Source organism: Chitinophagales bacterium, from assembly GCA_019638515.1.
Lineage (GTDB): Bacteria > Bacteroidota > Bacteroidia > Chitinophagales > LD1 > UBA7692.
Window position 1 is genome coordinate 123513 of the sequence record JAHBTS010000002.1, and the last position, 26065, is coordinate 149577.

The following is a 26065-nucleotide window of genomic DNA, read 5'->3' on the forward strand; positions in this document are numbered from 1 at the left end:
GTAATAAATTAAATATCGCCTAAAACAGGGCGCAGCAAAATTTCTTCTACCACCGTATTGGGCGAAAGGTGTTCAATATCCCATATAATCTGCGCCACATCGCTCGGTTTCATAAAGCGCGATTCGGGAAAAGGCGCACCTGCCCACGAATTGGTAAGTGTAGCTCCCGGCAATAGTGCTGTTACTTTTACTTGATGTTCTTTTAATTCTTCGCGCAGCGCCTTAGAAAAACCTAACATGGCAAATTTTGAAATACTATAACTGCCGCCATTTGGATACGCCATTATGCTTGCTACCGAACAGATATTAAATACACTACCGTGTTGCTTAGCTTTCATACGCTCCACAATTACTTGGCTTAAGTAGTATGCCGAATAAAGGTTGGTTTCAATTAAGTGTTCCAAAGTACCATCTTCTTCATCATGAACTTTGCCCGGAATAAATTGTCCGGCATTGTTTACAAGCACATCTATACTTCCAAACTGTGCCAAAGCTGCTTTGCCAAAAGCTTGAATGGCAACTTTGTTTTTTACATCCACAGATTGAATAAAGGCAGTTTGTATATTGGTAGAAACGAATGTTTGCTGCAGCGACTCTACATGACGCGAACACAAAGCCACATTCCATTTTCTTTCCCAAAAAAAGGTAGCAATAGCCAAACCAATTCCTTTGGAGGCTCCGGTAATTAGAATTGTTTTATTCATAATTGAAACAATTTTTTTGCAGGAGGTTGCCTGAAACTTAATTGAAAAGAAAAACCAAACGAAGCGGTACTATTTGAAAGTGAAGGCGCCACAGGATATAAATCCAACGCCAGTTTATCATCAACATTCCAATGGAAAAGATGGGCATCTACAGCAGCATCCACAATATTTAAAGCATACCACACCACTGTAATAATTGCCATAATATCTAAATTGCGCTTATGGTAATCGCGATAGCTTTTTAGCTCAAGCGCATTTGTAACGCCCTTGTAACTTCCAATGGTAGAGCTGTCGCCATCTACTTGTATGCGATAGGCATTTCTATAGCCCGTAAAATTACTTCCAAAGTGATATAATCCATATCCCAAACCTGCAAAACCTGCATACACAATTGGTATCTTCCACCAGCGTTTATTGTATGCTTGACCTAAACCGGGCAATACAGCGCTCATCCATGCTGCTTTTTTAGCACTATGCCTTTTTTCTATTTTCTTTTTAAATGGAACAGAATCTACAGCCACTACCGATGAATCTATTACAATGCCGGACGGCTTTACACTATCGGTTGAAAGTGTAGCAGCAGATAGGGGAGAAGCGGTGGTAGTATCTTGCGCCCTCGCATCTGCCACTAAGGCTAAAAGAAATATCGCAACAAGAAAAAAAGTAATCCGCACCGTAAAATTAGATATGTAACAATAAACAATCTATCAAACTATTTCTTCCATCTTTTACTTACTATCAAATCTTTACTTCCGGCAGTGTATTGATAAAAGCCTTCACCCGATTTTGCCCCAAGATAACCTGCAGTAACCATATTCACTAAAAGCGGGCAAGGTGCATATTTAGGATTTCCCAAACCTTCGTGTAAAACACGCAATATGGCAAGGCACACATCTAAACCAATAAAATCTGCTAACTGAAGCGGCCCCATTGGATGCGCCATGCCAAGTTTCATTACTGTGTCTATTTCTTCTACACCTGCTACTCCTTCAAATAAAGTATAAATAGCTTCGTTTATCATAGGCATTAAAATCCTATTGGCCACAAAGCCGGGATAGTCGTTTACTTCTACCGGAATTTTCGATAGCTGTTTAGAAGTATCCATTACCAATTGAGTGGTTTCATTACTAGTGGCATATCCTCTAATTACTTCAACTAATTTCATTACCGGAACGGGATTCATAAAGTGCATGCCAATTACCTTATCGGCTCGCTTAGTTGCCGCTGCAATTCTGGTAATAGAAATTGAAGATGTGTTACTGGCAAGAATAGTATCGGGAGCACAAAAGGCATCTAGCTGTGCAAATATTTTCAACTTCAAATCAATGTTTTCTGTTGCAGCCTCTACTACTAACTGGCTGTTCTTTACTCCGCTTTCTAAGTTAGTTTCAAAAGTTAAATTGGTAAGTGTTGCACTTTTTTGAACATCGGTAAGGCTGCCTTTTGCAACCATGCGCTCTAAATTCTTTTCGATGGTGAGCTTGGCTTTCTCTAAAGATTTTTCCGATATGTCAATTACAGTAGTTTTAAAACCATTCATGGCAAAAACGTGTGCTATTCCATTTCCCATGGTACCTGCACCTATTACACTTACTTGTTTTATCATATCGCAAAACAAGAAATTTAGCATGGAAATGCAATAGCAACTTTACACCATGCGTTAGCAAAAGGAGTGTAGTAATATCTATTTAGCTTACTGCTTTTTTTACCCAGCTTTTCTTTTTAAACATGTTCACTTTCATCCTTAAAAAGAAGTTGGGCGCCAAGCGCTTCAGCCAGTTTATGCCAACTGCCTGAAATGGGTGAAAGATGTAAAATTTGCCTTTTCCACTTTGCACCAGTATTTTTTCTGCCACCAATTCCGGACCAATGGCAATTTTCTCTGACTTTACTTTTCCAATAGAAGTGGCATGTTCCGGACCGCGATTGTGCTGCATAATATTGCTTTTGAAAAAAGTTGGCAATACCACGCTCACGCCAACTTTCCATGGTGCCAGTTCTACATAAAGCGATTCTGCATGTGCAATAACTGCAGCCTTGGTAATGTTATACATACTCATGTTGGGCATATTGGCTATTCCTGCCATACTTGCAACATTAATAATATGGCCACTTTTTTGCTTCTTCATGATGGGTACAAAAAAATAGGAACCGTAAATTACACTCATTTGGTTGATGCCTGTAATCCAATCCCAATTTTCTAAACTGTATTCTTCAAACAAGCCGCCATCGCCAACGGCTGCATTGTTCACTAATAAATCTATGCCTTTGTTTTGCTCTAAAAACTGCTGTGCAGCCTGTTGGTAGGCATCTTTTTTTGAAACATCAAATACGTATGAATATGCCTTGCCGCCTGCTTGTTCAATTTCTTCGGCAGTCTTTTGCAATGCTTGTGGATTTATATCGGTAATACCGATATGCCAACCATCTTTTGCCAGTAAAAGTGCCATTGCTTTACCCAGGCCAGAGGCCGCACCTGTAATAAACGCTCGTTTGTTGGGGAATTTATTAGATAGTTGATACATAATTACTGTTGTGTTTAGCGTTTACTTTTCTTCTTAAAGCAGTTTTTGAAATCTTCGGGGTCTTTAGGTAAGAACTTCTTTTTTACAACCTGTGCCGCGGCTTGAATATCGGCACATGGATTCCCAACTTTAAAGAAATGCTTGGTAAAACCTCTATTCCAAAGTGCAAAGCCATCATTGGGGTATAGTCGCAAATAGTTATCCCACGCTTCTAAACTGCGGTTGATGTAATTTTTATCGTTGTTGGCAATTACAAAGTAGGTTAAACCTAACTCCCAAAGTGCCGCTTGGTCGGTTGGGTTGGCCTTTAGTTTATCTTCCAAAGCCTTGTAATTTAATAATGCATTTGCAAAGTTATGAGCAGCAAGATACCCCATAGAAAGCATTTCGCCCTTTGGTGCTGGTTTATCTTTGGCAACGGCAGCAGTAGAAAAAACAATGCTAAAGAGTAGCATTAAAATGGTTGTTCTAAACTTCATGATGTGTAAATAAAATGGAATTGAAAGTACAATGTTAGCAAAGGCAATAAAATTTCTCCATAATCGCTAAATATACACTTTAAAAATACGGCATTAAGAAGTGAAATTGTTTTTGAAACGATTAGTAATAACCCTGCTTTCAATAGTAGTTATTGTGCCGCTGTTGGCAATAACTACCGCATTGCTGCTCGAAGAAAGCATTAAGCGCCAAATAATTGTAGAAGTAAATAAACAATTAGATGTTCCGGTAAAAGTAGCCGGCAATATCAACTTTACACTGTTGAAGTATTTTCCAAATGCAGGATTGGAATTTAAACAAGTAAGCATTGAAAACAAACTAAAAACCGGAGGAAAGCAACTTGCAGAGCTACAAGAGTTTTCACTTCTGTTTAGCTTAAGCGATATTGTAAACAAAAAATTCACCATTCACAGTATTGTACTGAAAAATGGCTCACTCAATATTGTGGTTGATAAAACAGGGAAATCCAATTTAGATATTCTAAAACCTGCAAAACCACAGGAGCAATCGGGCACTACTTTGCAGGTAAGCCAAATTACACTTGCCAACCTAAAACTTAACTACAACGATTTTAAAAATAACTTTAAGGTAAATTCGAGAGTGCGCAAGGTGGAACTCGATGGTAACTTTGCGGCAGCAGATTTTAAGCTAAAAGGTAAAGGCGGCTTCTTTATCGAGCAAATTGCCACTTCCGAAAACATATTTGCAGCAAACAAACAAATAGATGCATCTATTTTATTGAATATCAAACAGTCATGGAAAGAAATCTACATAGAAGACGGCACGCTTTCCATCGAAAAAAATCCATTTAAACTCAATGGAAATTTCAAGTTTCATAAAGACAAAACAACCATTGCATTTGGCGCAAGCGCAGCAGGAAACAATATTGCAGATTTAATTGCGCTGCTGCCACCCAACTTGCGCAAAACTTTGGAAGCCGTAAAAGGCAATGGAGCATTTGAAATTAATGCCACCATAAATGGAAATGTTTCACCAACCGAAACCCCTTTAATTACTGTAAAGGCAAAGTTGAATAATGGCAATATCGAGTTGCCCAAAGTAAAGAAGGAATTAAAACACGTTTTTGCAGATATTGAATACGGCAACAACCGAGGAGGAACCGACTATTTAAACATTACCGATTGCCGTTCGCAGATAAGCAGCGAAAGCTTCCGGTTTTCTTTGTTCTTAAAAAATCTCACAGAGCCGGAATTCAATTTCGATGCCAACGGAACACTTCATCTACAAGAACTAAGCGCCTTTATCCCGGATAGCACAGCCACAGATGTAAATGGCAGTATTGTTTTTCAAAACTTTAATATCAGCGGCAATAGCAAAGACTTTGCTGATCCGGCAAAAATTATTGCAAACGGCAGCGGCATTTTCACCTTGCGCAATATTGCCTTCCAAGCTGGAGGTGTTAAATACAGCAATATAAATGGTGCCATAAACTACCGTGCACAAAATCTTACGGTAAAAAATTTAAGTGTAAAATTCTTAAATACCGAAGCAGAATTTAATGGCATTATTTCAGACCTAGCACCATTTACAACAGCCTTGGCACAGCGAAAACCCATGAATAACATTGTTTTGAATACCGATGGGGAATTGAAAATCAACAAATTAGACTTATCTAATTTAATTGAAACTTTTAGTAAATCTGAAGCCAAAAGTAACAAAGAGAAACTAGACGTAAAGAATGTATTCAGAATGAACGGCAATCTCTCCCTTGCTATCCAACAGTTCGTTTACAACAAAATGGAGTTTAATGATGTAAAAATCTCGCTCACCCTATCGCCCTTGCATTTGCGCCTCAACCATTTTTCTACCCAAGCAATGGGAGGGAAAGCAAGCGGAAACGGCTACTTTGTTTTTGTAGGCGAAAAGGATTTACTCATGAACTTTGGAGCAGAGGTGAATGACATTGATATTACAAAAGTATTTTCCGAAACTCAAAATTTTGGCCAAGCCACTTTAACAGATAGGCACATAAGCGGCATTGCCAATGCCAAAGTTTACCTTAAAAACACCTGGAAAAACTACGAAAAAATTGATGAAGATAACCTGAATGCTATTGTTGATTTTGAAATTAAAAATGGTCGGCTCAAAGAATTTGAGCCTATAAAAGCCGCTTCGAAATTTATTAAAGTAGAAGAACTTTCAGACATAAAATTTTCAGATATAAGAAACAGAATATCAATATATAACAAAACCATATTTATACCATCATTTGAAATAAAAACCAATGCAATAAATTTAGTATTTTCAGGACAACACCATTTTGACAACACCGTAGATTATCGTTTCAAAGTAAATTTAAGACGCCTTTTAGCCAATAAATTTAACCGAGCAGGCCGCGAACAGTTTATAGAAAACGATCCTTACGATGGATTAAACATGTATCTCAGCATGACCGGAAATCTTTCTAACCCATCTATTAAATACGATAAAGCCTCAGCAGCCGTTAAAATGAAAGAAGATTGGAAAAACGAAAAAGAAGTCTTGAAAAACCTATTTAATAAAGAGAAAAATTCAAAAGGGGAGAAGCGTGAAGAAAAATACTTCCAAATAGACGAGCAACCTGTTTTTATGGATTTTGAAGATGAAAAGCCTTAACTAAGCAATGGATATCTACTCGAAAAAAAGCAACTATAAACTTATAATATTCCTAACTGCCATTTTAATTGGTATGGGAACGGTAGTTTATACCAATTATCTTGCAAACAGTATTTCAAAAAACGAAAAGCGCAAAGCAAAACTTTGGGCAGATGCCATTGAGAAGCGCGCACACATGCTCAATTACACCTACGAGTTATTCAACAAACTGGCAACCGATGAACGCGAAAAAGTGAATATATGGGCACAAAGCACCAAGTTTATTTTAACTGTTGAAGACAATGAATTGCTTACCTTTTTCAATGAAATTGTAACCTCAAACGACAATATTCCAGTTCTCTTGGTAAACGAAGAAGGCACCATACTCTCGGCACGAAACACCGAAAGCAAATTCGATAAACCGGGTAAAAAAATGACCATCGCAGAATTGCGTGAATTTTCCGGCTATCCGCCCATTATTGTTCAATATAAAAACCTGCCCGGATTTGGTAGAAATTACATTTACTATCAAGATAGCAAGTTGTTTCAAAATCTAAAAATAACTTTAAATGAGCTTGTAGAAAAGTTTATTTATGAAGTAGTTATGAATACAACAAGCTCTCCGGTTATTTTACTGGATGAGCATTCGCAACTGCTGGCATTTAGCAATATAGACTCTTCTGAAGTAGCCGACAGCATACTGCTTCATACCAAAGTGCAAAATATGGCAGCTAAGTACGAACCAATTTTACTTTCATTGGGCAACACCGATAAAAGATTCATTTACTACGATGAATCACTGCTTATTAAGCAATTGCGCTGGTTTCCTGCTGTGCAGCTGGCTATTTTTGCGGCATTCATTTTGCTTTCATACTTGGTATTTAGCAATTCGCGAAAAGCTGAGCAAAACTTGGTATGGGTGGGCATGGCTAAGGAAACCGCACATCAATTAGGAACACCCATTTCTTCTCTAAGTTCTTGGGTTGAATACATCAGAGAAATGGAACTATTGAAAAACAATGATGTTTTAGTTGAAATCGAACACGATATTCAGCGATTGACTTTGGTGGCAGAGCGCTTTTCTAAAATTGGCGCACAGCCTAAGTTAGATGCTACAGATTTGGTTTCATTTATTGAAAATTATACGGAATATTTCAAAAAACGTATCAGCACTAAGGTAAGCATTAGTGTTTCACAAAAGCATTCCGGCACTATAACTGCTATGCTCAATAGTGATTTATTTGGCTGGGTGTTAGAGAATCTTCTAAAAAATGCCATAGACGCCATGGGTGGCGAAGGGAAAATTTCTATTCTTATTTTCTCGCAAGCCAATAATGCAGTTATTGACATTTCCGATACCGGAGCCGGAATCCCCAAAGGTCAATGGGAAAAAATTTTCGAGCCGGGATTCAGCACCAAGCGCAGAGGTTGGGGTTTAGGACTATCGCTTACAAAAAGAATTGTGGAAGATTATCACAGTGGCAAGATTATGGTAAAGCGCAGCGAAGTTGGCGTTGGAACTACATTTCGGGTATTCCTAAAGAGTTAAAGCTTTGCGATATTTTACTCTATAATTTATATTATGTTAAGTAGTTGTTTTTAAATTCAACTACTCACACACTTTGCCAGCCAATTTATTAACAATGCTTCACGATTATTGATTTATTTTATACTTTTCGCAACCATAAAATGTAATAAGTAATCTTTTGATTCATACATGCGAACATCTACTTGGGCACTACTACTTTTCTGCTTTACTACATTCTTAAGCGCAACCACATTTGCGCAGCAATTTACCACAGAAGGTAAAGAGTTTTGGTTTGGCTTTATGCAAAACACTTTAGGCTCTCCTCCCGATACACTCATGGTTTCCATGAGTTCGCGGTTTAATGCCTCGGCTACCGTGTCAATTCCACTAAGCGGCTGGTCGCAATCCGTAACTATTCCTGCAAATACGTCTGTTACAGTTGGTATTCCAAAAGCAACAGCTATGGCTTCGGGCTGTGGTGCAATGCTGCCAATGGGTTGCCACATTCAATCTGATCAACAAATAAGTGCGTATGCTTTAAATTTTCAAGGTTATTCTGCCGATGCCACACTCCTAATTCCTAATCCCACGCTTGGCGATAAGTATTATTTAAATACCTATAGGGAAAATTATAGCAATTCGCGCCAAACACAAATGCTTATTGTAGCGGCCTATCCAAATACCACTATACAAATTACGCCTTCGGTTGCTACTGCGTGTGGCAATCCTGCAGGTGTGCCATTCCAAATAAATTTGAACCAAGGACAGGTTTACAACTTAGAATCGAATGATGACTTAACCGGAACTTTTGTACAATCTATTGATGTTGGACAGGGTTGCAAAAAGTTTGTTTTGTTTTCAGGAAATTTTTGTACCGCTGTTGGCAGCCAATGCTGCTGCGACCATTTGTACGATATAAATTTCTATAACGATTCATGGGGCAAAAACTACATACTTCCTAATTTAAGAACACGTGGACAAACACGTTTTAGAGTAGTGTCGCAGCAAAATGGAACACAAGTATCAGTAAATGGCGGTCCTGTACAAAATATAAATGCAGGACAATACTATCAGTTTGATTTATCGGCAAATGGAAGCTTAACTTCTAATAATCCGGTTTCGGTATTGCAGTTAAGTATGAGTGGCGATGTAGATGGTTCAAGTGCCGATCCATTTATGATATTATTAGGCCCCAATGAGCAAACACTGAATGAGATAACTTTTAATACGCTTTTTAATTCAGGTAATAGCCCTAATTATTATGCCACCATTGTAACCAAATCAAATAGTACTGGGTTAATAACTTTAGATGGTGCTCCTATTACCGGTTTTGTACCTGTGGCTTCAAACCCCGCATATTCCATTGCCTCCCCAACTGTTGCTTATGGTAGCCATACCATAAAAAGCGACAGTGGATTTTTAGCTTATATTTATGAATATGCCAGTTATGAATCGTTTGGATACTCAGCGGGAGCAAACCTTTCTAACTTATTTGCAAATTTCGAATACGCTTCTTCCCGTTTCGATTCAATCTTTTGCCCTGGTGATACAGTGTTTTTTCAAGGTATTGGCGATCCTTCTATTTTAAGTTACGAATGGGATTTTGGCGATGGCGATACCGCTAGAACTCAAAACCCACATCACGTTTATACTGCACTAGGCGATTTTACCGTTAAAATGATTATTCAACGCCAAAACAGTTGCGATAAAGATACTATTCCGGGCAATATAAAAATTTTGGGACCTCCCATTACCGATGTGCCCGATGACTCTATTTGTATAGGTTCTTCTATTACAGTTGCTGTTACCAGCACAGATTCCATTAGGTGGAGTACGGGAGATACAGCCAAATCTATTACGTTATCGCCTACTGTAACTACTTCTTATTCTGTATATGCCAAAAATGTAGCTTGTGCCGGTATGCCCGATACCTTCACAATAAAAGTACGAGATCCCAAAGTGGATTTTACTACTTCGCCCAAGTGCTTTGGCAATCCGATTCGTTTCACGCCAAGTGCTTCAACTTCTTTACAGTATTTTAGTTGGGATTTTGGTGATGGCAATGTAAACAGCTACACCTCTGCCATATTAAACTATACAGATCATACGTATGCTTCTGCCGGTACATTTCAAGTTACATTAGCGGTAATTGATTCCTTTGGTTGTAAAGATACTGTACGACAAAATGTATCTGTGTTTCCTCTACTAAATCAAGATTTCACGGTAAATGATGTTTGTTTTAATGGTACTGCCAATGTAATAAATAACACCACTGTTGTTAGCGGAAGTATACAGAACCAGTGGATTTGGGGCGATGGCAGCACAAACGATACAGCTTTTTCACCCTCACATGTGTATACAACGGTAGATACTTTTACCATTACATATATTGCTGTTACAGATAGTGGTTGCTCTGATACCCTAACGAAACAGATAATTGTGTACGATACCGCATCGGTAGATTTTACGGCAACAGATACTTGTTTTGGCAATTCAACTGTGTTTAATGTTTCCTCAAGTGCGCCTCCCGGCTCTACTCCATTTTGGGATTTTGGCGATGGTATCCAAAGTTCAGACACTTTTCCTATTCATACTTATGCAGCACCTGGAGTCTATACTGTTACTTCAATTATTATTACTCCCCAAGGCTGTAACGATACACTTGCCCAACAGGTAGAAGTTTTTCCCAAACCACTTCCTGATTTTGTAGCAGATAGTACTTGCGATGGAGATTCACTTACGTTCACTAATTTATCAAGTATTGCATCGGGTACTTATACCAATATGTGGGACTTGGGCGATGGCAATACATCTACCGATATATCTCCAACACACCTATATGCAGCATATGGCAACTACACAGTTAAGTTAGTTCTTACATCCGACAAGAATTGTTTAGATTCCATCACAAAAGTAGCAACTGTAAACCCCAACCCTACCGCAGCATTTACTATAAATGATGTTTGTAACGACAGTACCTTAGCAGCTTCCAATACTTCATCGGTGCCAAGCGGCACGCTTTCCTATAACTGGAATTGGGGCGATGGCGATACCTCTTCTATTGTTCCTGCTTCGCATAATTACAGCAGCTCCGGCACTTATACCGTTTCGGTTACAGTTACCACCAACAAAGGTTGTGTAGATACGGCTTCGCAAACGGCTACCGTAATTTTGGGTTCCGTAATGGACTTTAGCATTCCTGAAGTATGCGAAACTGCGCCTTCTATCTTTACAGATTTGTCTGTTTTAAAAACAGGAACTACCGTAGCAAGTTATGCTTGGGATTTTGGAGATGGTAATACTGCTGCTACCCAAAACACTTCCCATACTTATGCTACTTATGGTAATTACAATGTAAAGTTGGTGCTAGATTATGGCAACAGTTGTTTTGATTCTATTACAAAAGTAGCAACTGTACATCAAAACCCTACGGCTGCCTTTACTTCAACTACAGTGTGCGAAAACAATTATACCAACTTTACCAACAACTCCTCTCCTGCCGGATTGGCCTACACTTGGAATTTTGGAGATGGTAATACTTCAACTAACGATAACCCAACACATTTATATGCCGGAGACGGAATTTATCCGGTAGTATTAGTTGCAACTTCTACCGCACAATGCTCCGACACTATTACCGATAGTGTAACTGTATTAACCGTTGGCGAGGCGCTCTTTTCCGTAGCACCTACGTGCTTGGGCAATGCAAGTCTTTTTGTAAACCAAACCGATACTGTACTATATCCAACGGCTAATTTTACTTGGTTCTTTGGCGATGGATCTACTTCTAACCAATCAACACCACAAAAGCAATACACCAATACAGGCAACTTCAACATAACCATGATTGCCAACTTTGCCAACAGCTGTGCAGATACCGCTTATGGAAGCACATCGGTGTTTGAAATTCCTGCATTTACGGCACAAACTAAAAATGTGAGTTGCTTTTCGCAAAACGATGGCGAAATCACCCTTCAAGCAACAGCAGGAAAAGCACCATTTAATTACACTTGGGTTCCAGCATTAAGCAACAGCGCTATTCAAACAAATGTATTTGCAGGAAAGTATGTTGTAACTTTCAGCGATGCCAATAGTTGCAGCGATACACTAAGCGTAACTATTACACAACCAGATTCGCTTAGTTTGTATATTGCGGTAGATTCTATTTCTTGCTTTGGTCGCAGCGATGGGAAATTACGTGCATTTGCCACAGGAGGAACTCCTCAATACAGCTATGTTTGGAGCAATGGAGTGCATCAGCACGAAAATGCCAATCTTAAAGAAGGCGATTACACCGTAACCGTCAGCGATGCCAATTTATGCGAATTGATAAGAACCGTATTGCTTCCCAACCCTGTAAAATTTGCAGTAAACTTAGTGGCGGAAGATACCATACAACTTGGAGAAGATATTACACTCACTCCTACTTACAACTATTCTAATATTACGCATTGGCAATGGACTCCGGCAACAGCACTCAACTGCATAGATTGCGAGAACCCTATTGCAAATCCATACAACGATATTGTTTACACCGTTTACGCCACTACCGAAAAAGGTTGTATAGATTCAGCTTATACACGTATAAATGTAGAGCACAATCCGGTAGTTTATGTGCCAAATCTATTTACTCCCAACAACGATGGGCTGAATGATATAGCTATGGTGTATGCTAACAATGTAATGGATTTAGAATTCTTAATTTTTAACCGATGGGGAGAAAAAGTGTACGAAGGACATCATATAAACGAAGGTTGGAATGGCTTCTATCAAAACAAACTGCAAGAGCCCGAAACCTATGTTTACGTTGTAACTGTTACTTTCTTAAACAATAAAAAAGTAACCAAAACAGGCAGTATTACACTTGTAAAATAGTTCGTGCTTTTGTTTTGCATCTATTCACTTTTTCTTACGCAGCATTTCTCATTTTTGTATTATCATGAAAGTAACAGACCATATTGCTAAAGCCAACAACACCCTATTTTCGTTTGAAGTACTTCCACCACAGAAAGGAAAAATAATAGACGATTTGCTGAATGTAATTGAACCACTCATGGAATTTAAGCCTCCATTTGTAGATGTTACATACCACCGCGAAGAAATAATATACAAAAAGAGAATTGACGGACTAATAGAAGAAGTTCCCCTTCGCAAGCGCCCCGGCACTGCAGGAATTTGCGCAGCCATAAAAGGACGGTTTAATGTAGATGCCGTACCGCATTTAATTTGCCATGGATTTACACCCGAAGAAACCGAAGATGCACTATTTACACTGTACTACTTAGGCATAAACAATGTACTCTTGCTACAAGGCGATTCCGATAAAGGAAAATCGCAAACCGATAAAAAAGCACACCATTACGCCAGCGAGCTAGTACAGCAAGTTTCAGAAATGAACTACGGCAGGTTTCTACATGAAGAAACAGAGAATGAACTCAAAACCGATTTTTGTATAGGAGTTGCTGGCTATCCGGAAAAGCATTTTGAAGCACCTAATTTAAAATCAGATTTAAAGTGGTTGAAACACAAAATAGATTGTGGCGCACATTACATTGTAACCCAAATGTTTTTCAACAACCAAAAGTTTTACGAATTTGTAGATGCTTGCAGAGCAGCAGGCATTACAGTACCCATTATTCCGGGTTTAAAACCAATTGCATCTAAAGCACAACTGCGCAACCTGCCCAAAATTTTTCATATAGATATTCCTGAGGAACTCGTAATTGAAATAGAAAAATGCAAAGACGATAAACAAGTAAAACATGTTGGAATAGAATGGGCAATTGCGCAATCTAAAGATTTGAAAGCACAGAAAGTGCCTTGCCTGCACTATTACACTATGAGCCGAAGTGAGGCAACTATTGAAATTGCCAAAGCGGTATTTTAGTTTAAACCACCGCCCGTCCACTCAATTATTTAAGAATTATGTTCATAATAAAAGCTCCTTTTCAACTTTTTTACCAAACGCTTGTTTGGTAAAAAAGAATATGTAGTTTCGTAAAACGTTTCATGAAAAAAGAATAAGTACTTCGTGAAACAAACAGGCAAGTAACTATTTACTAATTATACAAATACATAATCAAACAAAATGGAAACATCAACAGAAAAACAAGCGGTGAATGTAACACCTGCCAAAGCTCGCAAGGTGAAAACCGTAGCGGTGTTAGGCTCAGGAGTTATGGGCAGCCGTATTGCACTACATTGTGCCAACATTGGGCTAAAAGTAATTTTGCTCGATATTGTACCATTCAACCTAAGCGAAGAAGATGCTAAAAAACCGGCACTTCGCAATAAAATAGTAAACGACTCTTTAGCATTTGCATTAAAGAGCAATCCCAATCCTGCATACGATAAAGCATTTGCATCGCGCATAAAAACAGGCAACTTTGACGATAACATGAGTTGGGTAAAAGAAGCCGACTGGATTATCGAAGTAGTAATGGAACGCCTTGATATCAAACAACAAGTTTTTGAAAAAGTTGAAAAATTCCGCAAACCCGGAACGCTTATTTCTTCAAACACTTCCGGCATTCCAATTCATTTAATGACCGAAGGAAGAAGCGATGATTTTAAAGCACATTTCTGCGGTACTCACTTCTTTAACCCACCGCGCTACTTACGCTTGTTAGAAGTAATTCCTACAGCACACACCCATGCCGAAGTAGTAGATTTCTTCATGCACTTTGGCGATTTATTCCTTGGTAAGCAGACCGTACTGTGTAAAGACACTCCTGCATTTATTGCTAACCGCGTAGGCGTATTCAGCATTGGCGCTGTAATTAAACTTATGCAGGAAATGGATTTAACCATAGATGAAGTAGATGCACTTACAGGTACCTTAATTGGTAAGCCAAAATCTGCCACCTTCCGCACTACCGATGTGGTTGGTTTAGACACCATGGTTAAAGTAATGAAAGGCGCTTACGATAATCTTCCAAACGATGAGTACCGCGATGTATTCCTAGTGCCTGAGTGGATTACAAAAATGGATGAAAACAAATGGCATGGCGATAAAACGGGTCAAGGATTTTTCAAAAAAACAAAAGATGCCGCAGGCAAAAAATCATTTGAAACTTTAGATTGGAAAACACTTCAATACCAACCAAAAGGAAAACCAAAATCGGCAACCATCGAAATCGGAAAAAATATTGAAGACCTACCAAAACGCCTAAAAGCAGTTGCTGCTTCAAAAGATAAACATGGCGATTTCCTTCAAAAATTATCCTTCTACGTAAACAGCTACGTAAGCCTTCGCATACCGGAAATTTCTGATGAACTTTACAGAATAGACGATGCCATGCGCGCAGGTTTTGGTTGGGAACTTGGTCCATTTGAGCAGTGGGACATTGTAGGCGTAAAAGAAACTGTAGAAAAAATGAAAGCAGCCGGATTCAAACTAGGCGCTTGGGTAGATGAATTCTTGGCAGCAGGCAATTCTACATTCTACAAAATTGAAAACGGTAAACGCTTTTACTATGATATTCCTTCAAAATCATACAAAACCATTCCGGGTCGCGAATCTTTTATTATCCTTTCCGACATTCAATCTTCTACCAAACCAATTTGGAAAAACACCGGAGCCAGAATAGACGATTTAGGCGATGGCGTACTCAATGTTTCTTGGAATACCAAAATGAACTCATTGGGCGGTGAAGTATTAGAAGCCATCAATAAAGGAATAGACATTGCCGAGTCGCAAGGATGGAAAGGCGTAGTATTAGGGCACAGTGGCGTAAACTTTAGTGCAGGTGCCAACCTTGCCATGATTTTTATGATGGCAATTGAACAAGAATACGATGAATTAGACTTTGCCATCCGCGCATTCCAAAGTTCAACCATGCGCTTGCGCTATTCTTCAATACCTGTAGTTAGCGCCATTAAAGGATTAACTTTAGGAGGCGGCTGCGAAATTACCATGCACAGCGATAGTGCCGTAGCATCTGCCGAAACTTATATTGGTTTAGTAGAAGTAGGTGTAGGCTTAATTCCGGGCGGTGGCGGCACCAAAGAAATGGCACTCCGCGCCAGCGATGCCTACTATGCAGGCGATACTCAAATTACTCAATTGGCAGAACGTTTTACAGCCATTGCCACAGCAAAAGTAGCAACATCGGCAGTAGAAGGTTTTGGCATTGGCGTACTCGACCGCAAAAAAGACCAAATTGTAATGAATGCCGATCGCCATATTAAAGAAGCTAAAGAAAAAGTATTGGAACTATACGAAAATGGCTACGTCCAACCCGTACAACGCGAAGATATTGCCGTATTGGGTCGCACAGGCTTAGCTGCTTTGTACGCAGGTGCAGCATCGTTCCGCGTTGGAAAGTATGCCAGCGAACACGATGAAAAAATTGCCCGTAAAATAGCCTATGTGCTTTGCGGTGGCGACCTTTCTGCCGAAACAAAAGTAAGCGAACAATATCTTTTGGATTTAGAAAGAGAAGCCTTCTTACAACTTTGTGGCGAAAAGAAAACATTGGAAAGAATCCAAAGCATTTTAACCAGTGGCAAACCATTAAGAAACTAAGAACCCAATAATTTATTCCAGTAATACAAAGAAACAACAATCACATTTTAAATAATTGCCAAGCCCAACCAACACGCTGGCACTTGGCTTAAAAATCTAAAAACATGTCACAAGAAGCATACATTGTAGCTGCATCGCGCACAGCAATAGGAAAAGCTAAAAAAGGTGGATTTCGTTTCACCACACCTGTAGATTTGGCATATTATGCTATTACAGATCTTCTAAAAAAAGTACCGGAATTTGATCCAAAACGCGTAGATGACCTCATTGTAGGAAACGCAGTTCCCGAAGCCGAACAAGGCTTACAAATGGCACGCTGGGTTGCCGTTCGTTCGCTACCTATCGAAATACCGGGCGTTACCGTAAACCGCTATTGCGGTTCAGGTGTAGAAACCATTGCAATGGCAACTGCAAAAATCCGCTCAGGAATGGCTGATGTAATTATTGCCGGAGGAACCGAAAGCATGACCTTAGTACCTACCGTTGGTTACAAAACCGTACCTAACTACGAAGTAGCCAAAACCAACCCCGATTACTACATCGGTATGGGTTTAACCGCAGAAAACATTGCAGAAAAATACGGCATCACTCGCGAACAAAGCGATGAATTTTCTTTCAACTCTCACCAAAAGGCCATTGCTGCAATGGAAGCAGGTAAGTTTAAAGAATTTATTGTACCCGTAGAAGTAGAAGAAGTATATTACGAAGCAGGAAAAAAGAAAAGCCGCAAATTTATTGTAGATACCGATGAAGGCCCACGCAAAGACACTTCTTTAGAAGGCTTGGCAAAGCTAAAACCCGTATTTAAAAATGGCGGACAAGTTACAGCCGGAAACTCATCGCAAACATCAGATGCAGCTGCATTTGTATTAGTAGTAAGCGAAAGAGTAGTAAAAGAACTAAACCTTAAACCTATTGCCCGCATGGTAACTTCGGCATCAGTAGGTGTAGATCCCACCATTATGGGAATGGGGCCGGTAGCTGCAATACCAAAAGCATTAAAACAAGCCAATATGAATTTGGGTAACATCGGCTTAATGGAGTTAAACGAAGCCTTTGCAGCACAATCTTTAGGCGTTATTAAAGCCGCAGAATTAGACTCAAGCATCATAAATGTAAATGGAGGAGCCGTAGCTTTAGGGCACCCACTGGGCGCATCCGGCACCTATTTATTTATGAAACTTCTTGAAGAGCAACGCGCACGCAACGTACAATATGGCATGGTAACTGCCTGTATTGGTGGCGGACAAGGTATTGCAGGAATATTCGAAAAACTATAATCATAAAAATTTAATCTCTTTTAAAAGCATATTGCCGGAGCACAAACTCCGGCAAACTTTAGCAACTCTTACAAAATGGAAACAACACAATCAACCAAAGCACTTCTTAAAGGTGGAGAATTTTTAATTAAAGAACTTTCTTGGAACAACGTAACCATTAAAGATGAAATAAGCGAAGAGCAAAAAATGTTCGGTCAAACTACCGAAGATTTCATCTCAGGAAAAGTATTTCCAAACGTTCAAAAAATAGATAAAGGCGATCATGCCTTAGTAGTTCAGCTCCTAAAAGAATCGGCCGACCTAGGTCTATTAGGCGCATCGGTACCCGAAGTATATGGCGGAATGGGAAGCGATTTAGTAACCGATACCGTTATTAACGAAGAAATAGGAAAAGGACATTCTTTTGCTGCAGCATTTGCCGCTCACACAGGAATTGGCACACTGCCTATCTTGTATTTTGGCACTGAAGAACAAAAAAACAAATACCTACCGGGCTTAGCAAGTGGCGAAATAAAAGCAGCTTACTGCTTAACAGAACCTGGTTCCGGTAGCGATGCCTTAGGTGCACGCTCTAAAGCTGTACTTACCGAAGATGGAAAACACTACATCTTAAACGGACAAAAAATGTGGATTACCAACGGTGGTTTTGCAGATATCTTTACCGTATTCGCTAAAATTGATGGCGATAAATTTACAGGGTTCATTGTTGATGCCAAAAGCGAAGGCGTATCGCTCGGAAGCGAAGAAGATAAACTCGGCATTAAAGGTTCTTCTACCCGCCAAGTGTTTTTCAACAACGTAAAAGTACCTGCCGAAAACGTATTGGGCGAAATTGGCAAAGGACACAAAATTGCTTTCAACGTATTAAATATCGGTCGCTACAAACTATGCGTATTGGCTTTAGGCGGTAGTAAAAAATCTACTTCGGTTGCAGTAAACTATGCCAACGAACGTATTCAATTTAATGTGCCTATTTCGTCATTCGGAGCCATAAAGCACAAATTGGCAGAAATGGCAATAAAAACATACGTGTGCGAATCGGCAACTTACCGCGCAGCTGGCGATATAGACCAAATGATTGAAACCCTTGCTGCCAAAGGAACCGACCGTGTTCAAGCTAAGCTACTTGCTGCCGAAGAATACTCTATCGAATGCGCTATTCTAAAAGTATTTGGTTCTGAAGTATTAGACTTTGTGGTAGATGAAGCCGTACAAGTATTTGGCGGTACAGGATTTAGCGAAGAATATCCGGTAGCAAGAGCCTATCGCGATTCGCGCATCAATAGAATTTTTGAAGGCACCAACGAAATCAATCGTTTACTAAGTGTTGGGCAATTGGTGAAAAAAGCAATGAAAGGCGAATTGGATTTAATGACTCCTGCTCTAGCCGTTCAAAAAGAATTGATGAGTGTGCCAGATTTTGGAACAGGCGATGACGATTCTTTCTTTGCAGCAGAATGGAAGGCGTTGAGAAATGCTAAAAAAGCCATTTTAATGACAGCCGGAGCAGCCGTTCAAAAATTCATGCAAAAGCTAGAAAAAGAGCAAGAAATTATCATGAATATTTCTGATATGCTCATTGAACTCTATGCATGTGAATCTGTATTGCTACGTGTAGAAAAATTAGTAAACACCCGCGGTGCAGATGCTTGCAGCCTGCAAATAGATATTGCTAAAACTTACATTAGCGATGCTATGGAAAAGATAAACCTTTCGGGCAAACATGCCATTACCGCTTTCAACGAAGGTGATGTGTTGCGCATTATGCTTATGGGCTTAAAACGCTTTACAAAATACGAAGCATACAATACTATTGCAGCTCGCAGACGTATTGCCGATAAATTGATTGAAGAAAATGCATACTGCTTTTAATTGAAAGCATTGGCATAAAATAAAAAGAGGCTGTCTTAAAAAAACAGCCTCTTTTTTTATATAGGTATAAAAAAATCAATACTCCTTCCCTTTTATGTGTATCAAGTATTTCTCTTGAAAATGCGGAGAAGCAAACCAATCTGTAAGTGCTATTTTCTGCAATACTTTTACACCCGAAAGTTCTTCATCCAAATTACCTCCCTTTAGGCAAATAAGTCCGTTGGGTACCGCATTTAATTTTTTGGAGAGATATTTTTTTCCTGTCCACTTCAACAAATCTTTTGCAGGCGCTACTGCACGGCTTACTACAAAATCGTACTGGTAATTCATTTCTTCGGCTCGGCTATGGAAGGTAAAAATATTCTTTAAGCCAACCTCTTCTGCAACAGCCTGCACAACCTTTAGTTTCTTTCCAATAGAATCTACCAAGTGAAATCTGCAATTGGGAAACATTATAGCAAGTGGAATTCCGGGAAAACCGCCTCCGGTTCCTAAATCCATAATTTTGGAACCATCTCTAAACTGTACATACTTTGCAATAGCTAATGAATGCAGCACATGGTGCTCCATAAAGCACTCCATGTCTTTCCTAGAAATCACATTTATTTTTGAATTCCAATCGGCATAAACCTCGGGCAACTTGCTAAACTGCTGTAATTGCTCGGCAGATAAATTAGGGAAATAGTGTTCCAACTGCATACATCAAAAGTGCCTTGCTTAGGCAGCTCCAATGGCGTGTTTTAAATCTTCTATTTGCTTATCCCACAAAGTGGTAGCATCCTTTATCTCTTTTTGCTCAGCAAAATCGGTAATCTCTAAAACAGTTTCGAAACTAATTTCGCTCTTGTACACTTTAAAAGAAAAGTACTCATCTTCCGGAGATTTCAACCAGCGGTATTTCACAAATTCATCGTCTTCAATTTCCAGCAATTCGGCTTTTTCGTATTGGCCGGTCCAGCCAAAAATATAATCGTCTTCTTGTGCATCGCAATAGTCTGCAAACCATTGTGCAAGCGCAGAAGGCTCGGTTACAAATTCAAAAAGAATAGCCGGAGAGGAACGAACAATGTATTCTAAAGTATATTTTTTGCGCGCCATTGCAATGGATTTTAATTAACTATTGGGGCAATGATAGAAAACTATTTCTTTCTGCAAAATTCTAATTGTAAAGATTTAGCTTTTGCGTGCTTTAAAACTCCATGTAACTTTAAAAACTGCCTCTACGGTTCCATCGGCAGAAATGCCTTTGGAAATAGTAGTGCAGGTTTTTCCTTCGCCCGAAGCAATGGATTCTTCTATGGTTTCGCGTATTCGTTTTCCCTCGTGGCAAGAGAATGTAGTTATGCCGGTTGCCTTTTTTACAAACTCGGCTTCAATTCCGGTTACTAAAACTGCTACCGATGGCTTCGATTTATAAGTCCCCATCATACTCAACATGCCGCTGCTCATTTCGGCTGCCATTGCCAATACTGCAAAGTAGGTGCTGCGAAACGGATTTTTATTCAACCATTTGTATGGCACTGTAATTTCGCAGGCTTCGCTCGATAGCGATTTTACTTTCAATCCTGCTAAAAAACCCATGGGCAATTTTTGCAAAAGGAACAATCTGAATAGGATGGGATTCTTCACAGTTTTAATAAAATCGGCATCAACTTTGAGCTGATTGGCTTGATATTGCTGTACTTGAGGATGAATGGTTGTTGTTTCCATATCTATAATTTCTGTATAATTTCTATTAGTTCTTTATTGAGTTCTTGCTTGGCTAAAGCGATATTTTTTTCGCCAGTTACCAAGTTCTCTATTACTGCGGCTAAGTGGTAAAAACTTACGCGCTTCCATAAACAAGGATACGAAAAATAAATACCATCAACTGTTTCTATATGTGGTTTATATTTCTCTATTCTAATTTTCTTGAGTGTGGCATGGTGCGAGCTAATGGCTGATGTAATACTGAATACTTTTTTGTAAGGGAGAAAAACATTCAAATAGCTGTTGGTTTTATTTACCAAACCGCCCAATTGGTGCGGGTGTTCGGCAGTGTGCATATATCCTGTGTCGTATAAATCTTTAAACGAATCTTCAATCAAATTCCCATCGCTTGCCGGAAAATCGCGAACGATATTTACTACCTGCCCTACCGCAATACTATCCATCAGCGCATGTGCTTCGCTTAACTTCAAAATTAAATTATAGTGGCTTTTCAATATACATTCCGTAAGATGAAATCCCACTTTAAAGCCACCAAATCCGGTTTCTAAAATTTCAATTTTATGCTGCTTAAATGCAATATTATTATCGTTGATTACAGCATGTTGTTGCTGAAACCATTGCAGTGTATCGCTTATGATATCGCGATGATTGCATACCAGTAAAAGTTTCATTCTATAAATTATTTAGCAAACAAAAGCAAATGTAACCGCTCTGTGTTTTGCTACAAGTTATTGATTGAAGGCATAACTGAGTGTAACAATAAAATTACGACCCTGGCGCGGGATATTGCCCCAATCTAAATGTTCACGATAATTGGTATCCAATACATTCTCTACTGCAAAATTCAACTGTAGTAAATGGCTTTGCAATAGTAATTGGTATCCGGTGCGCAAATGCAGTAAACCATAGGCAGGTGTGGCACTTTCGCCCGATAAACTATTTACTCTTTTTTGTGCAAGCGCCCATTCTGCTTCTGCTTGAATATGGCAGCCTTTTATTGAATAACGCACTACGTGATAGCATTTTAATGGAGCAATTTGCGGCAATGGCTCACCGCTAGTTAATTGAGCATAACTGTATTTTGCTGTGTGCATGCTTCTAAATCCTTTAATATCGTTGAGCTGTAGTTTGCCTTCTACTCCTGTAATGAATGCCTGCCCCATATTTTCGAATTGCTTTACACCTCTAGCGCCCTCGGTCATAGCACTAAAACCAGATTGCTTTGCTCCCATAATGTAATTGTAGATATGATTGTAAAACACAGCTCCACTAATGCTAAAATACTTATGTACAGCCCCAATATTCCACTCTGTCTGTAAGGTGCGTTCGTTTTTTAGCTTGGTATTGCCAATGTAATCGAACCCATCGAAACGATTGTAAAGATAAAAACCAAATAACTCTCCGGCATTAGGTGAACGCTCGCCATAGGAAAGCAACAGCTTAGAGATGAAATACTTTTTGAACAAGGCATGATAGCTGGCACTCACCGTGGGCGTAACTCTATTTACAACAGTATCGGCCGAAAAAATACTTGCTTGCTTGCGAGCAAAATCCGACACAAGCGCTGCACGCATGTATTCTACTCTAGCATTCAATTGTATGCTTTGCTGCTTAGAAAATTCAAAGATATCTTCAACATAAAGTCCGGCAAAATGGCGGAAATTATCGGGCAGCGTAAGCATAAACATAGGTTGCCCTTTTTCGGGATACATGGTCATTTCTGCCTTCGAAAAATTTCCTGCATAATCTGCACGTACCTTAATTTTATTACGGCTACTGGTTTGTAAGTTTGCTTCAGAGAACCAACCTGCAGTGTAGCTCCAACCCGGCATATCCATGTGCATGAGTGTGTCTTCGCGCTGCGTATCGTCCATTGCATGGTATATATGATTGAAATATACCTTAGATTCTATATTCCTTACCACTAAATTACTCGAAACCCATACATGCGACACAGAGGCGATGTTGGCAATTGCCTTGCCGGCATCCATTGTAAGAGACGGATAACCTATATTCCAACCAATATCGCCCACATAATCCAATATAATTTTATGTTGCTTAGGTAAGCGAAATGCCACCGAAGTACCAAAGTTCACCTTTTCATAAGCCGAATGCTTTACCAAACTTCCGCCACCGGCTCGGTAGTTAAAGGCTTTTCGGTAAGTGCCATTAACGCGTAGTGCTACTTTCTCAAAACTTAAATTAACGGCAGCTGCTACATTAAAAGCATTGTTTATGCTGCTATAAGAAGAAGTTGCGTTGGTGTAAATTTTGCGACAATGCGAAAACGCAGCCTGTTTCATTTCCATATCAAGTGCTCCTCCAATTGAAGCTCCGGTTTTACTACCCGATGCGCCATGTGTGGCGTGTATGGTTTGCAAATTATTGGGTTCTATATATATAGTTGCCGGATCCATTTTGTCGGTACAGGCTCCATAAATGCGCATACCGTTTATAGTTACATTTATTTGCCCTGCAGAATATGCCCTCAGCACCGGCTCCAAACCATAAGCTCCGCGCTTAATAAGCGAAACGCCCATCATTCGTGCCAAAACATCTTCGGTAGTGGCAAGTTTGTTTGCTTTATAGAAATTGGCAGATTGCGTGTTTTCATTGCTATGCGATTGATCGCACACAACCACTTCGCTTAACTCTAATGTTTTAAGCACTGCAGAAGAGTCTTCGAGTGTATTGCTTTGCCCGGCAGCACACTTAGAAGGTGCTGCCTGCAAAGTCAAAAAAAACAATAAACAAACAAATAGCTTCATTATGGTATTATCACATCAAAGTAAAGAGTAGAGTCGGCAACAGTTCCATTATTACTAAGCGTAAGAAATATGCGCCAATCGCCACTCATGGTAAAATTCAATTTCCCTTTGTAATGGCCGTTTTTATCTATTACCGGATTTTCGTTTAGCGGAGAGCCATGCCCCATCGAAAGCATTTGTGGATCTACGGTTACGGTGTAATTGTCGGCTGCCGGAAAACTAGTCATACTCACTTTTTTGTGAATGGCAATTTCAAAATCGTTTACGCCCACTATTGGTACAAATGGCTTTACAACGGATACAAACAATTTGGTTCCATCGTTTAGCGTAGTAATTGATTTTAGCCTGCTCAAAGCAGGCTGTGCTACATCTACATCTAAGCTGGCGGTTCCTTGCAACCCTGTTTTATTGTTCTTTACAACAACATTGAGTTTCCATGTATTTCCGGTACTGCTGGGCATAGAATATACCACAGCACATTCAAACAAACCATCGGTTGGTTTAGAATTGGTAGCATTTTCAAAAGGAGAAGAATGTTCCATTCCACCCATCATTGTCATCATAGGCAAAAGTTCAATATCAGCATCTACTTGTCTTTCGTTAGTAGCAGAATCGTACAGTGCAATAAACAAAGCATTGTAGCCTGTAAAAAAACTATCAGCAGCATACACTTCAACTCGTGTTGCAGCGCCCGCAGCATAGCCGGATGCCATCATTTTAAGGTTCGTAGGAATGGGATATTGTTTGTTGGGATTGTTTTCTTTTTTACAAGATGATAATATAATAGCTGAAAGTACAACGGCTGTTGCCGCCATAAAATAATTTTTCATAACGTGTTGTATTCAATAAAATTTAGAAAGAATGGCAACTAAGAAACGTGTTGAACTACCAATTTACAAACGTTGCCTCAATGGTAGATTGTTTATACATAGTTCAAGCTATAACACATTATGCTGGCGGGTGAAAGATATTATTGAACAAAGGAGAAACATAAAAAAATGGAGCGTAATCCGCTTGCAAAGTTTCATCCTCTTCATAAAAAGCAAAAGGCAAGCCGCCTTCCGGAATATCCATTAAAATTTCTTCGTGAAACAAAAGCGCAGCAGGAGCCGATGAGTCTTCTTGCTTATCGTGCTGCTTTAATTGTTTGGTAAGGTAACATTTACCATTGCAGTGTTTCGATTTATTTGCGCGGTTTTCGCACAACTTTACAGCAATGTATTCTTTGTTTATTAAATAACTAATTAAAACGCCTCCCTTGCCAGTACTTTCAACCATAATACCTGCCGCTAAAAACAGAATAAACAGAAGAGAAAGAAAGCTATGGGTAGTATGCTTCATTTGCAGGCAAATATAACATCCAATTATTGAGATAAAAGATGACTTACATCAGAAAATCACATGACATCCATTTTATGGAACAGGATCGTGTCCGTGCCCTCCCCACGGATGGCAACTTGCAATGCGCTTAGCAGCTAGCCATGTTCCTTTAAACACACCATGTTTGCGAATTGCCTCAATACTATATTGCGAACAAGTGGGCGTATAGCGGCACGATGGAGGCAATATAGGCGATAGAAATACTTGGTAAAACCTTATGGGCAAAACAACAATACCAATAATTATTTTTTTAACCATGCTCGAATGCAACACTAATGAATATTACACTGGTTGCATAAAACTAAAAAGCCATTGAAATTTCAATGGCTTTTTAACTATGAGATAAAGAACAAAGTTATTTAATAGATATGGTTTGCTCTTTTTCGTTTTCTCTACCGCCTAAAATAGCCGTAAGTTTTACAACTATATTGGAATCAATAGAATCAAAAGAACGGTAAAACATTTTTGAATAATAAACGCTATCAGGGCGATCGCTGAATGTCCATTTAAACTGAGTGGCATCTTTTGAACAAGAAGCATCAAACAAAATTGGCTGGTTTACATACAAGCTATCTACGCTGGTACCAACAGAAAAACATGCAGAAGGTTCTTTTCCACAAGAAGTTAAGAGTGTAACTAAGATTACAAATGCGAATGGAATTTTTAGATATTTCATTT

At 39.3% G+C, this 26065-nt stretch carries 21 protein-coding genes; 7 read left to right on the top strand and 14 right to left on the bottom strand.

What is annotated here, in order from left to right:
* Positions 1 to 8: 8 nt before the first annotated feature.
* The 5 genes from KF872_03740 to KF872_03760 all read right to left on the bottom strand — a co-directional run bounded on the left by KF872_03740 (position 9) and on the right by KF872_03760 (position 3708).
* On the bottom strand, positions 9 to 704 hold the full coding sequence (locus KF872_03740) for an SDR family oxidoreductase (GenBank protein MBX2902646.1): 696 nt from the start codon (positions 702 to 704) through the stop codon (positions 9 to 11).
* The gene (locus KF872_03745; protein ID MBX2902647.1) at positions 701 to 1333 is read right to left on the bottom strand and encodes a hypothetical protein; all 633 of its coding nucleotides are present in this window, start codon (positions 1331 to 1333) and stop codon (positions 701 to 703) included. Before KF872_03745 ends, KF872_03740 begins: the two co-directional genes overlap by 4 nt.
* Before the next feature lie 83 nt (positions 1334 to 1416).
* Positions 1417 to 2310, bottom strand: coding sequence for a 3-hydroxybutyryl-CoA dehydrogenase (locus KF872_03750; protein ID MBX2902648.1), 894 nt, complete (start codon positions 2308 to 2310; stop codon positions 1417 to 1419).
* A gap of 82 nt (positions 2311 to 2392) precedes the next feature.
* Entirely contained in the window at positions 2393 to 3229 is an 837-nt protein-coding gene (locus tag KF872_03755) for an SDR family NAD(P)-dependent oxidoreductase (protein ID MBX2902649.1), read from the bottom strand.
* A 14-nt stretch (positions 3230 to 3243) separates the two neighbouring features.
* Positions 3244 to 3708 (bottom strand): hypothetical protein, encoded by a 465-nt coding sequence (locus KF872_03760; GenBank protein MBX2902650.1) that lies wholly within the window; start codon positions 3706 to 3708, stop codon positions 3244 to 3246.
* Between the two features lie 112 nt (positions 3709 to 3820).
* On the opposite strand from KF872_03760, the gene KF872_03765 reads away from it, so the two are divergent.
* From KF872_03765 to KF872_03795, 7 genes are all read left to right on the top strand, one after another.
* On the top strand, positions 3821 to 6343 hold the full coding sequence (locus tag KF872_03765; protein ID MBX2902651.1) for an AsmA family protein: 2523 nt from the start codon (positions 3821 to 3823) through the stop codon (positions 6341 to 6343).
* Between the two features lie 7 nt (positions 6344 to 6350).
* Positions 6351 to 7871: a HAMP domain-containing histidine kinase gene (locus tag KF872_03770; protein MBX2902652.1), complete on the top strand. Its 1521-nt coding sequence runs from the start codon at positions 6351 to 6353 to the stop codon at positions 7869 to 7871.
* A 168-nt stretch (positions 7872 to 8039) separates the two neighbouring features.
* Entirely contained in the window at positions 8040 to 12725 is a 4686-nt protein-coding gene (locus KF872_03775) for a PKD domain-containing protein (protein ID MBX2902653.1), read from the top strand.
* A gap of 64 nt (positions 12726 to 12789) precedes the next feature.
* Entirely contained in the window at positions 12790 to 13737 is a 948-nt protein-coding gene (metF, locus tag KF872_03780) for a methylenetetrahydrofolate reductase [NAD(P)H] (GenBank protein ID MBX2902654.1), read from the top strand.
* Positions 13738 to 13938: 201 nt separating this feature from the next.
* Entirely contained in the window at positions 13939 to 16377 is a 2439-nt protein-coding gene (locus KF872_03785; protein ID MBX2902655.1) for a 3-hydroxyacyl-CoA dehydrogenase/enoyl-CoA hydratase family protein, read from the top strand.
* A 104-nt stretch (positions 16378 to 16481) separates the two neighbouring features.
* Entirely contained in the window at positions 16482 to 17657 is a 1176-nt protein-coding gene (locus KF872_03790; GenBank protein MBX2902656.1) for an acetyl-CoA C-acyltransferase, read from the top strand.
* A gap of 75 nt (positions 17658 to 17732) precedes the next feature.
* The gene (locus tag KF872_03795) at positions 17733 to 19529 is read left to right on the top strand and encodes an acyl-CoA dehydrogenase family protein (GenBank protein MBX2902657.1); all 1797 of its coding nucleotides are present in this window, start codon (positions 17733 to 17735) and stop codon (positions 19527 to 19529) included.
* A 75-nt stretch (positions 19530 to 19604) separates the two neighbouring features.
* Here the strand turns inward: KF872_03795 and rsmG are convergent, their stop codons facing one another.
* The 9 genes from rsmG to KF872_03840 form a co-directional block, all read right to left on the bottom strand.
* Entirely contained in the window at positions 19605 to 20228 is a 624-nt protein-coding gene (gene rsmG / locus KF872_03800) for a 16S rRNA (guanine(527)-N(7))-methyltransferase RsmG (GenBank protein MBX2902658.1), read from the bottom strand.
* Between the two features lie 18 nt (positions 20229 to 20246).
* The gene (locus tag KF872_03805) at positions 20247 to 20627 is read right to left on the bottom strand and encodes an ATPase (protein MBX2902659.1); all 381 of its coding nucleotides are present in this window, start codon (positions 20625 to 20627) and stop codon (positions 20247 to 20249) included.
* 75 nt (positions 20628 to 20702) lie between these two features.
* Entirely contained in the window at positions 20703 to 21239 is a 537-nt protein-coding gene (locus KF872_03810) for a DUF4442 domain-containing protein (protein ID MBX2902660.1), read from the bottom strand.
* A gap of 2 nt (positions 21240 to 21241) precedes the next feature.
* Positions 21242 to 21910 carry a hypothetical protein gene (locus tag KF872_03815; protein ID MBX2902661.1) on the bottom strand — a complete coding sequence of 223 codons (669 nt, stop codon included), beginning with the start codon at positions 21908 to 21910 and terminating at the stop codon, positions 21242 to 21244.
* Between the two features lie 57 nt (positions 21911 to 21967).
* On the bottom strand, positions 21968 to 23977 hold the full coding sequence (locus KF872_03820) for a TonB-dependent receptor (protein MBX2902662.1): 2010 nt from the start codon (positions 23975 to 23977) through the stop codon (positions 21968 to 21970).
* Between the two features lie 29 nt (positions 23978 to 24006).
* Entirely contained in the window at positions 24007 to 24837 is an 831-nt protein-coding gene (locus KF872_03825; protein MBX2902663.1) for a FixH family protein, read from the bottom strand.
* A gap of 118 nt (positions 24838 to 24955) precedes the next feature.
* Positions 24956 to 25348 carry a hypothetical protein gene (locus KF872_03830; GenBank protein MBX2902664.1) on the bottom strand — a complete coding sequence of 131 codons (393 nt, stop codon included), beginning with the start codon at positions 25346 to 25348 and terminating at the stop codon, positions 24956 to 24958.
* A 72-nt stretch (positions 25349 to 25420) separates the two neighbouring features.
* Positions 25421 to 25645, bottom strand: a complete 225-nt coding sequence (gene yidD / locus KF872_03835; GenBank protein MBX2902665.1) for a membrane protein insertion efficiency factor YidD — start codon at positions 25643 to 25645, stop codon at positions 25421 to 25423.
* A 97-nt stretch (positions 25646 to 25742) separates the two neighbouring features.
* On the bottom strand, positions 25743 to 26063 hold the full coding sequence (locus KF872_03840) for a hypothetical protein (GenBank protein MBX2902666.1): 321 nt from the start codon (positions 26061 to 26063) through the stop codon (positions 25743 to 25745).
* Positions 26064 to 26065 lie beyond the last annotated feature (2 nt).

Bases quoted from the DNA above. Each gene is read 5' to 3' on its own strand.
- KF872_03740 (MBX2902646.1), bottom strand. From the start codon at position 704: ATGAATAAAACAATTCTAATTACCGGAGCCTCCAAAGGAATTGGTTTG.
- KF872_03750 (MBX2902648.1), bottom strand. From the start codon at position 2,310: ATGATAAAACAAGTAAGTGTAATAGGTGCAGGTACCATGGGAAATGGA.
- KF872_03755 (MBX2902649.1), bottom strand. From the start codon at position 3,229: ATGTATCAACTATCTAATAAATTCCCCAACAAACGAGCGTTTATTACA.
- KF872_03760 (MBX2902650.1), bottom strand. From the start codon at position 3,708: ATGAAGTTTAGAACAACCATTTTAATGCTACTCTTTAGCATTGTTTTT.
- KF872_03770 (MBX2902652.1), top strand. From the start codon at position 6,351: ATGGATATCTACTCGAAAAAAAGCAACTATAAACTTATAATATTCCTA.
- KF872_03775 (MBX2902653.1), top strand. From the start codon at position 8,040: ATGCGAACATCTACTTGGGCACTACTACTTTTCTGCTTTACTACATTC.
- metF (MBX2902654.1), top strand. From the start codon at position 12,790: ATGAAAGTAACAGACCATATTGCTAAAGCCAACAACACCCTATTTTCG.
- KF872_03785 (MBX2902655.1), top strand. From the start codon at position 13,939: ATGGAAACATCAACAGAAAAACAAGCGGTGAATGTAACACCTGCCAAA.
- KF872_03790 (MBX2902656.1), top strand. From the start codon at position 16,482: ATGTCACAAGAAGCATACATTGTAGCTGCATCGCGCACAGCAATAGGA.
- KF872_03795 (MBX2902657.1), top strand. From the start codon at position 17,733: ATGGAAACAACACAATCAACCAAAGCACTTCTTAAAGGTGGAGAATTT.
- rsmG (MBX2902658.1), bottom strand. From the start codon at position 20,228: ATGCAGTTGGAACACTATTTCCCTAATTTATCTGCCGAGCAATTACAG.
- KF872_03805 (MBX2902659.1), bottom strand. From the start codon at position 20,627: ATGGCGCGCAAAAAATATACTTTAGAATACATTGTTCGTTCCTCTCCG.
- KF872_03810 (MBX2902660.1), bottom strand. From the start codon at position 21,239: ATGGAAACAACAACCATTCATCCTCAAGTACAGCAATATCAAGCCAAT.
- KF872_03815 (MBX2902661.1), bottom strand. From the start codon at position 21,910: ATGAAACTTTTACTGGTATGCAATCATCGCGATATCATAAGCGATACA.
- KF872_03825 (MBX2902663.1), bottom strand. From the start codon at position 24,837: ATGAAAAATTATTTTATGGCGGCAACAGCCGTTGTACTTTCAGCTATT.
- KF872_03830 (MBX2902664.1), bottom strand. From the start codon at position 25,348: ATGAAGCATACTACCCATAGCTTTCTTTCTCTTCTGTTTATTCTGTTT.
- yidD (MBX2902665.1), bottom strand. From the start codon at position 25,645: ATGGTTAAAAAAATAATTATTGGTATTGTTGTTTTGCCCATAAGGTTT.
- KF872_03840 (MBX2902666.1), bottom strand. From the start codon at position 26,063: ATGAAATATCTAAAAATTCCATTCGCATTTGTAATCTTAGTTACACTC.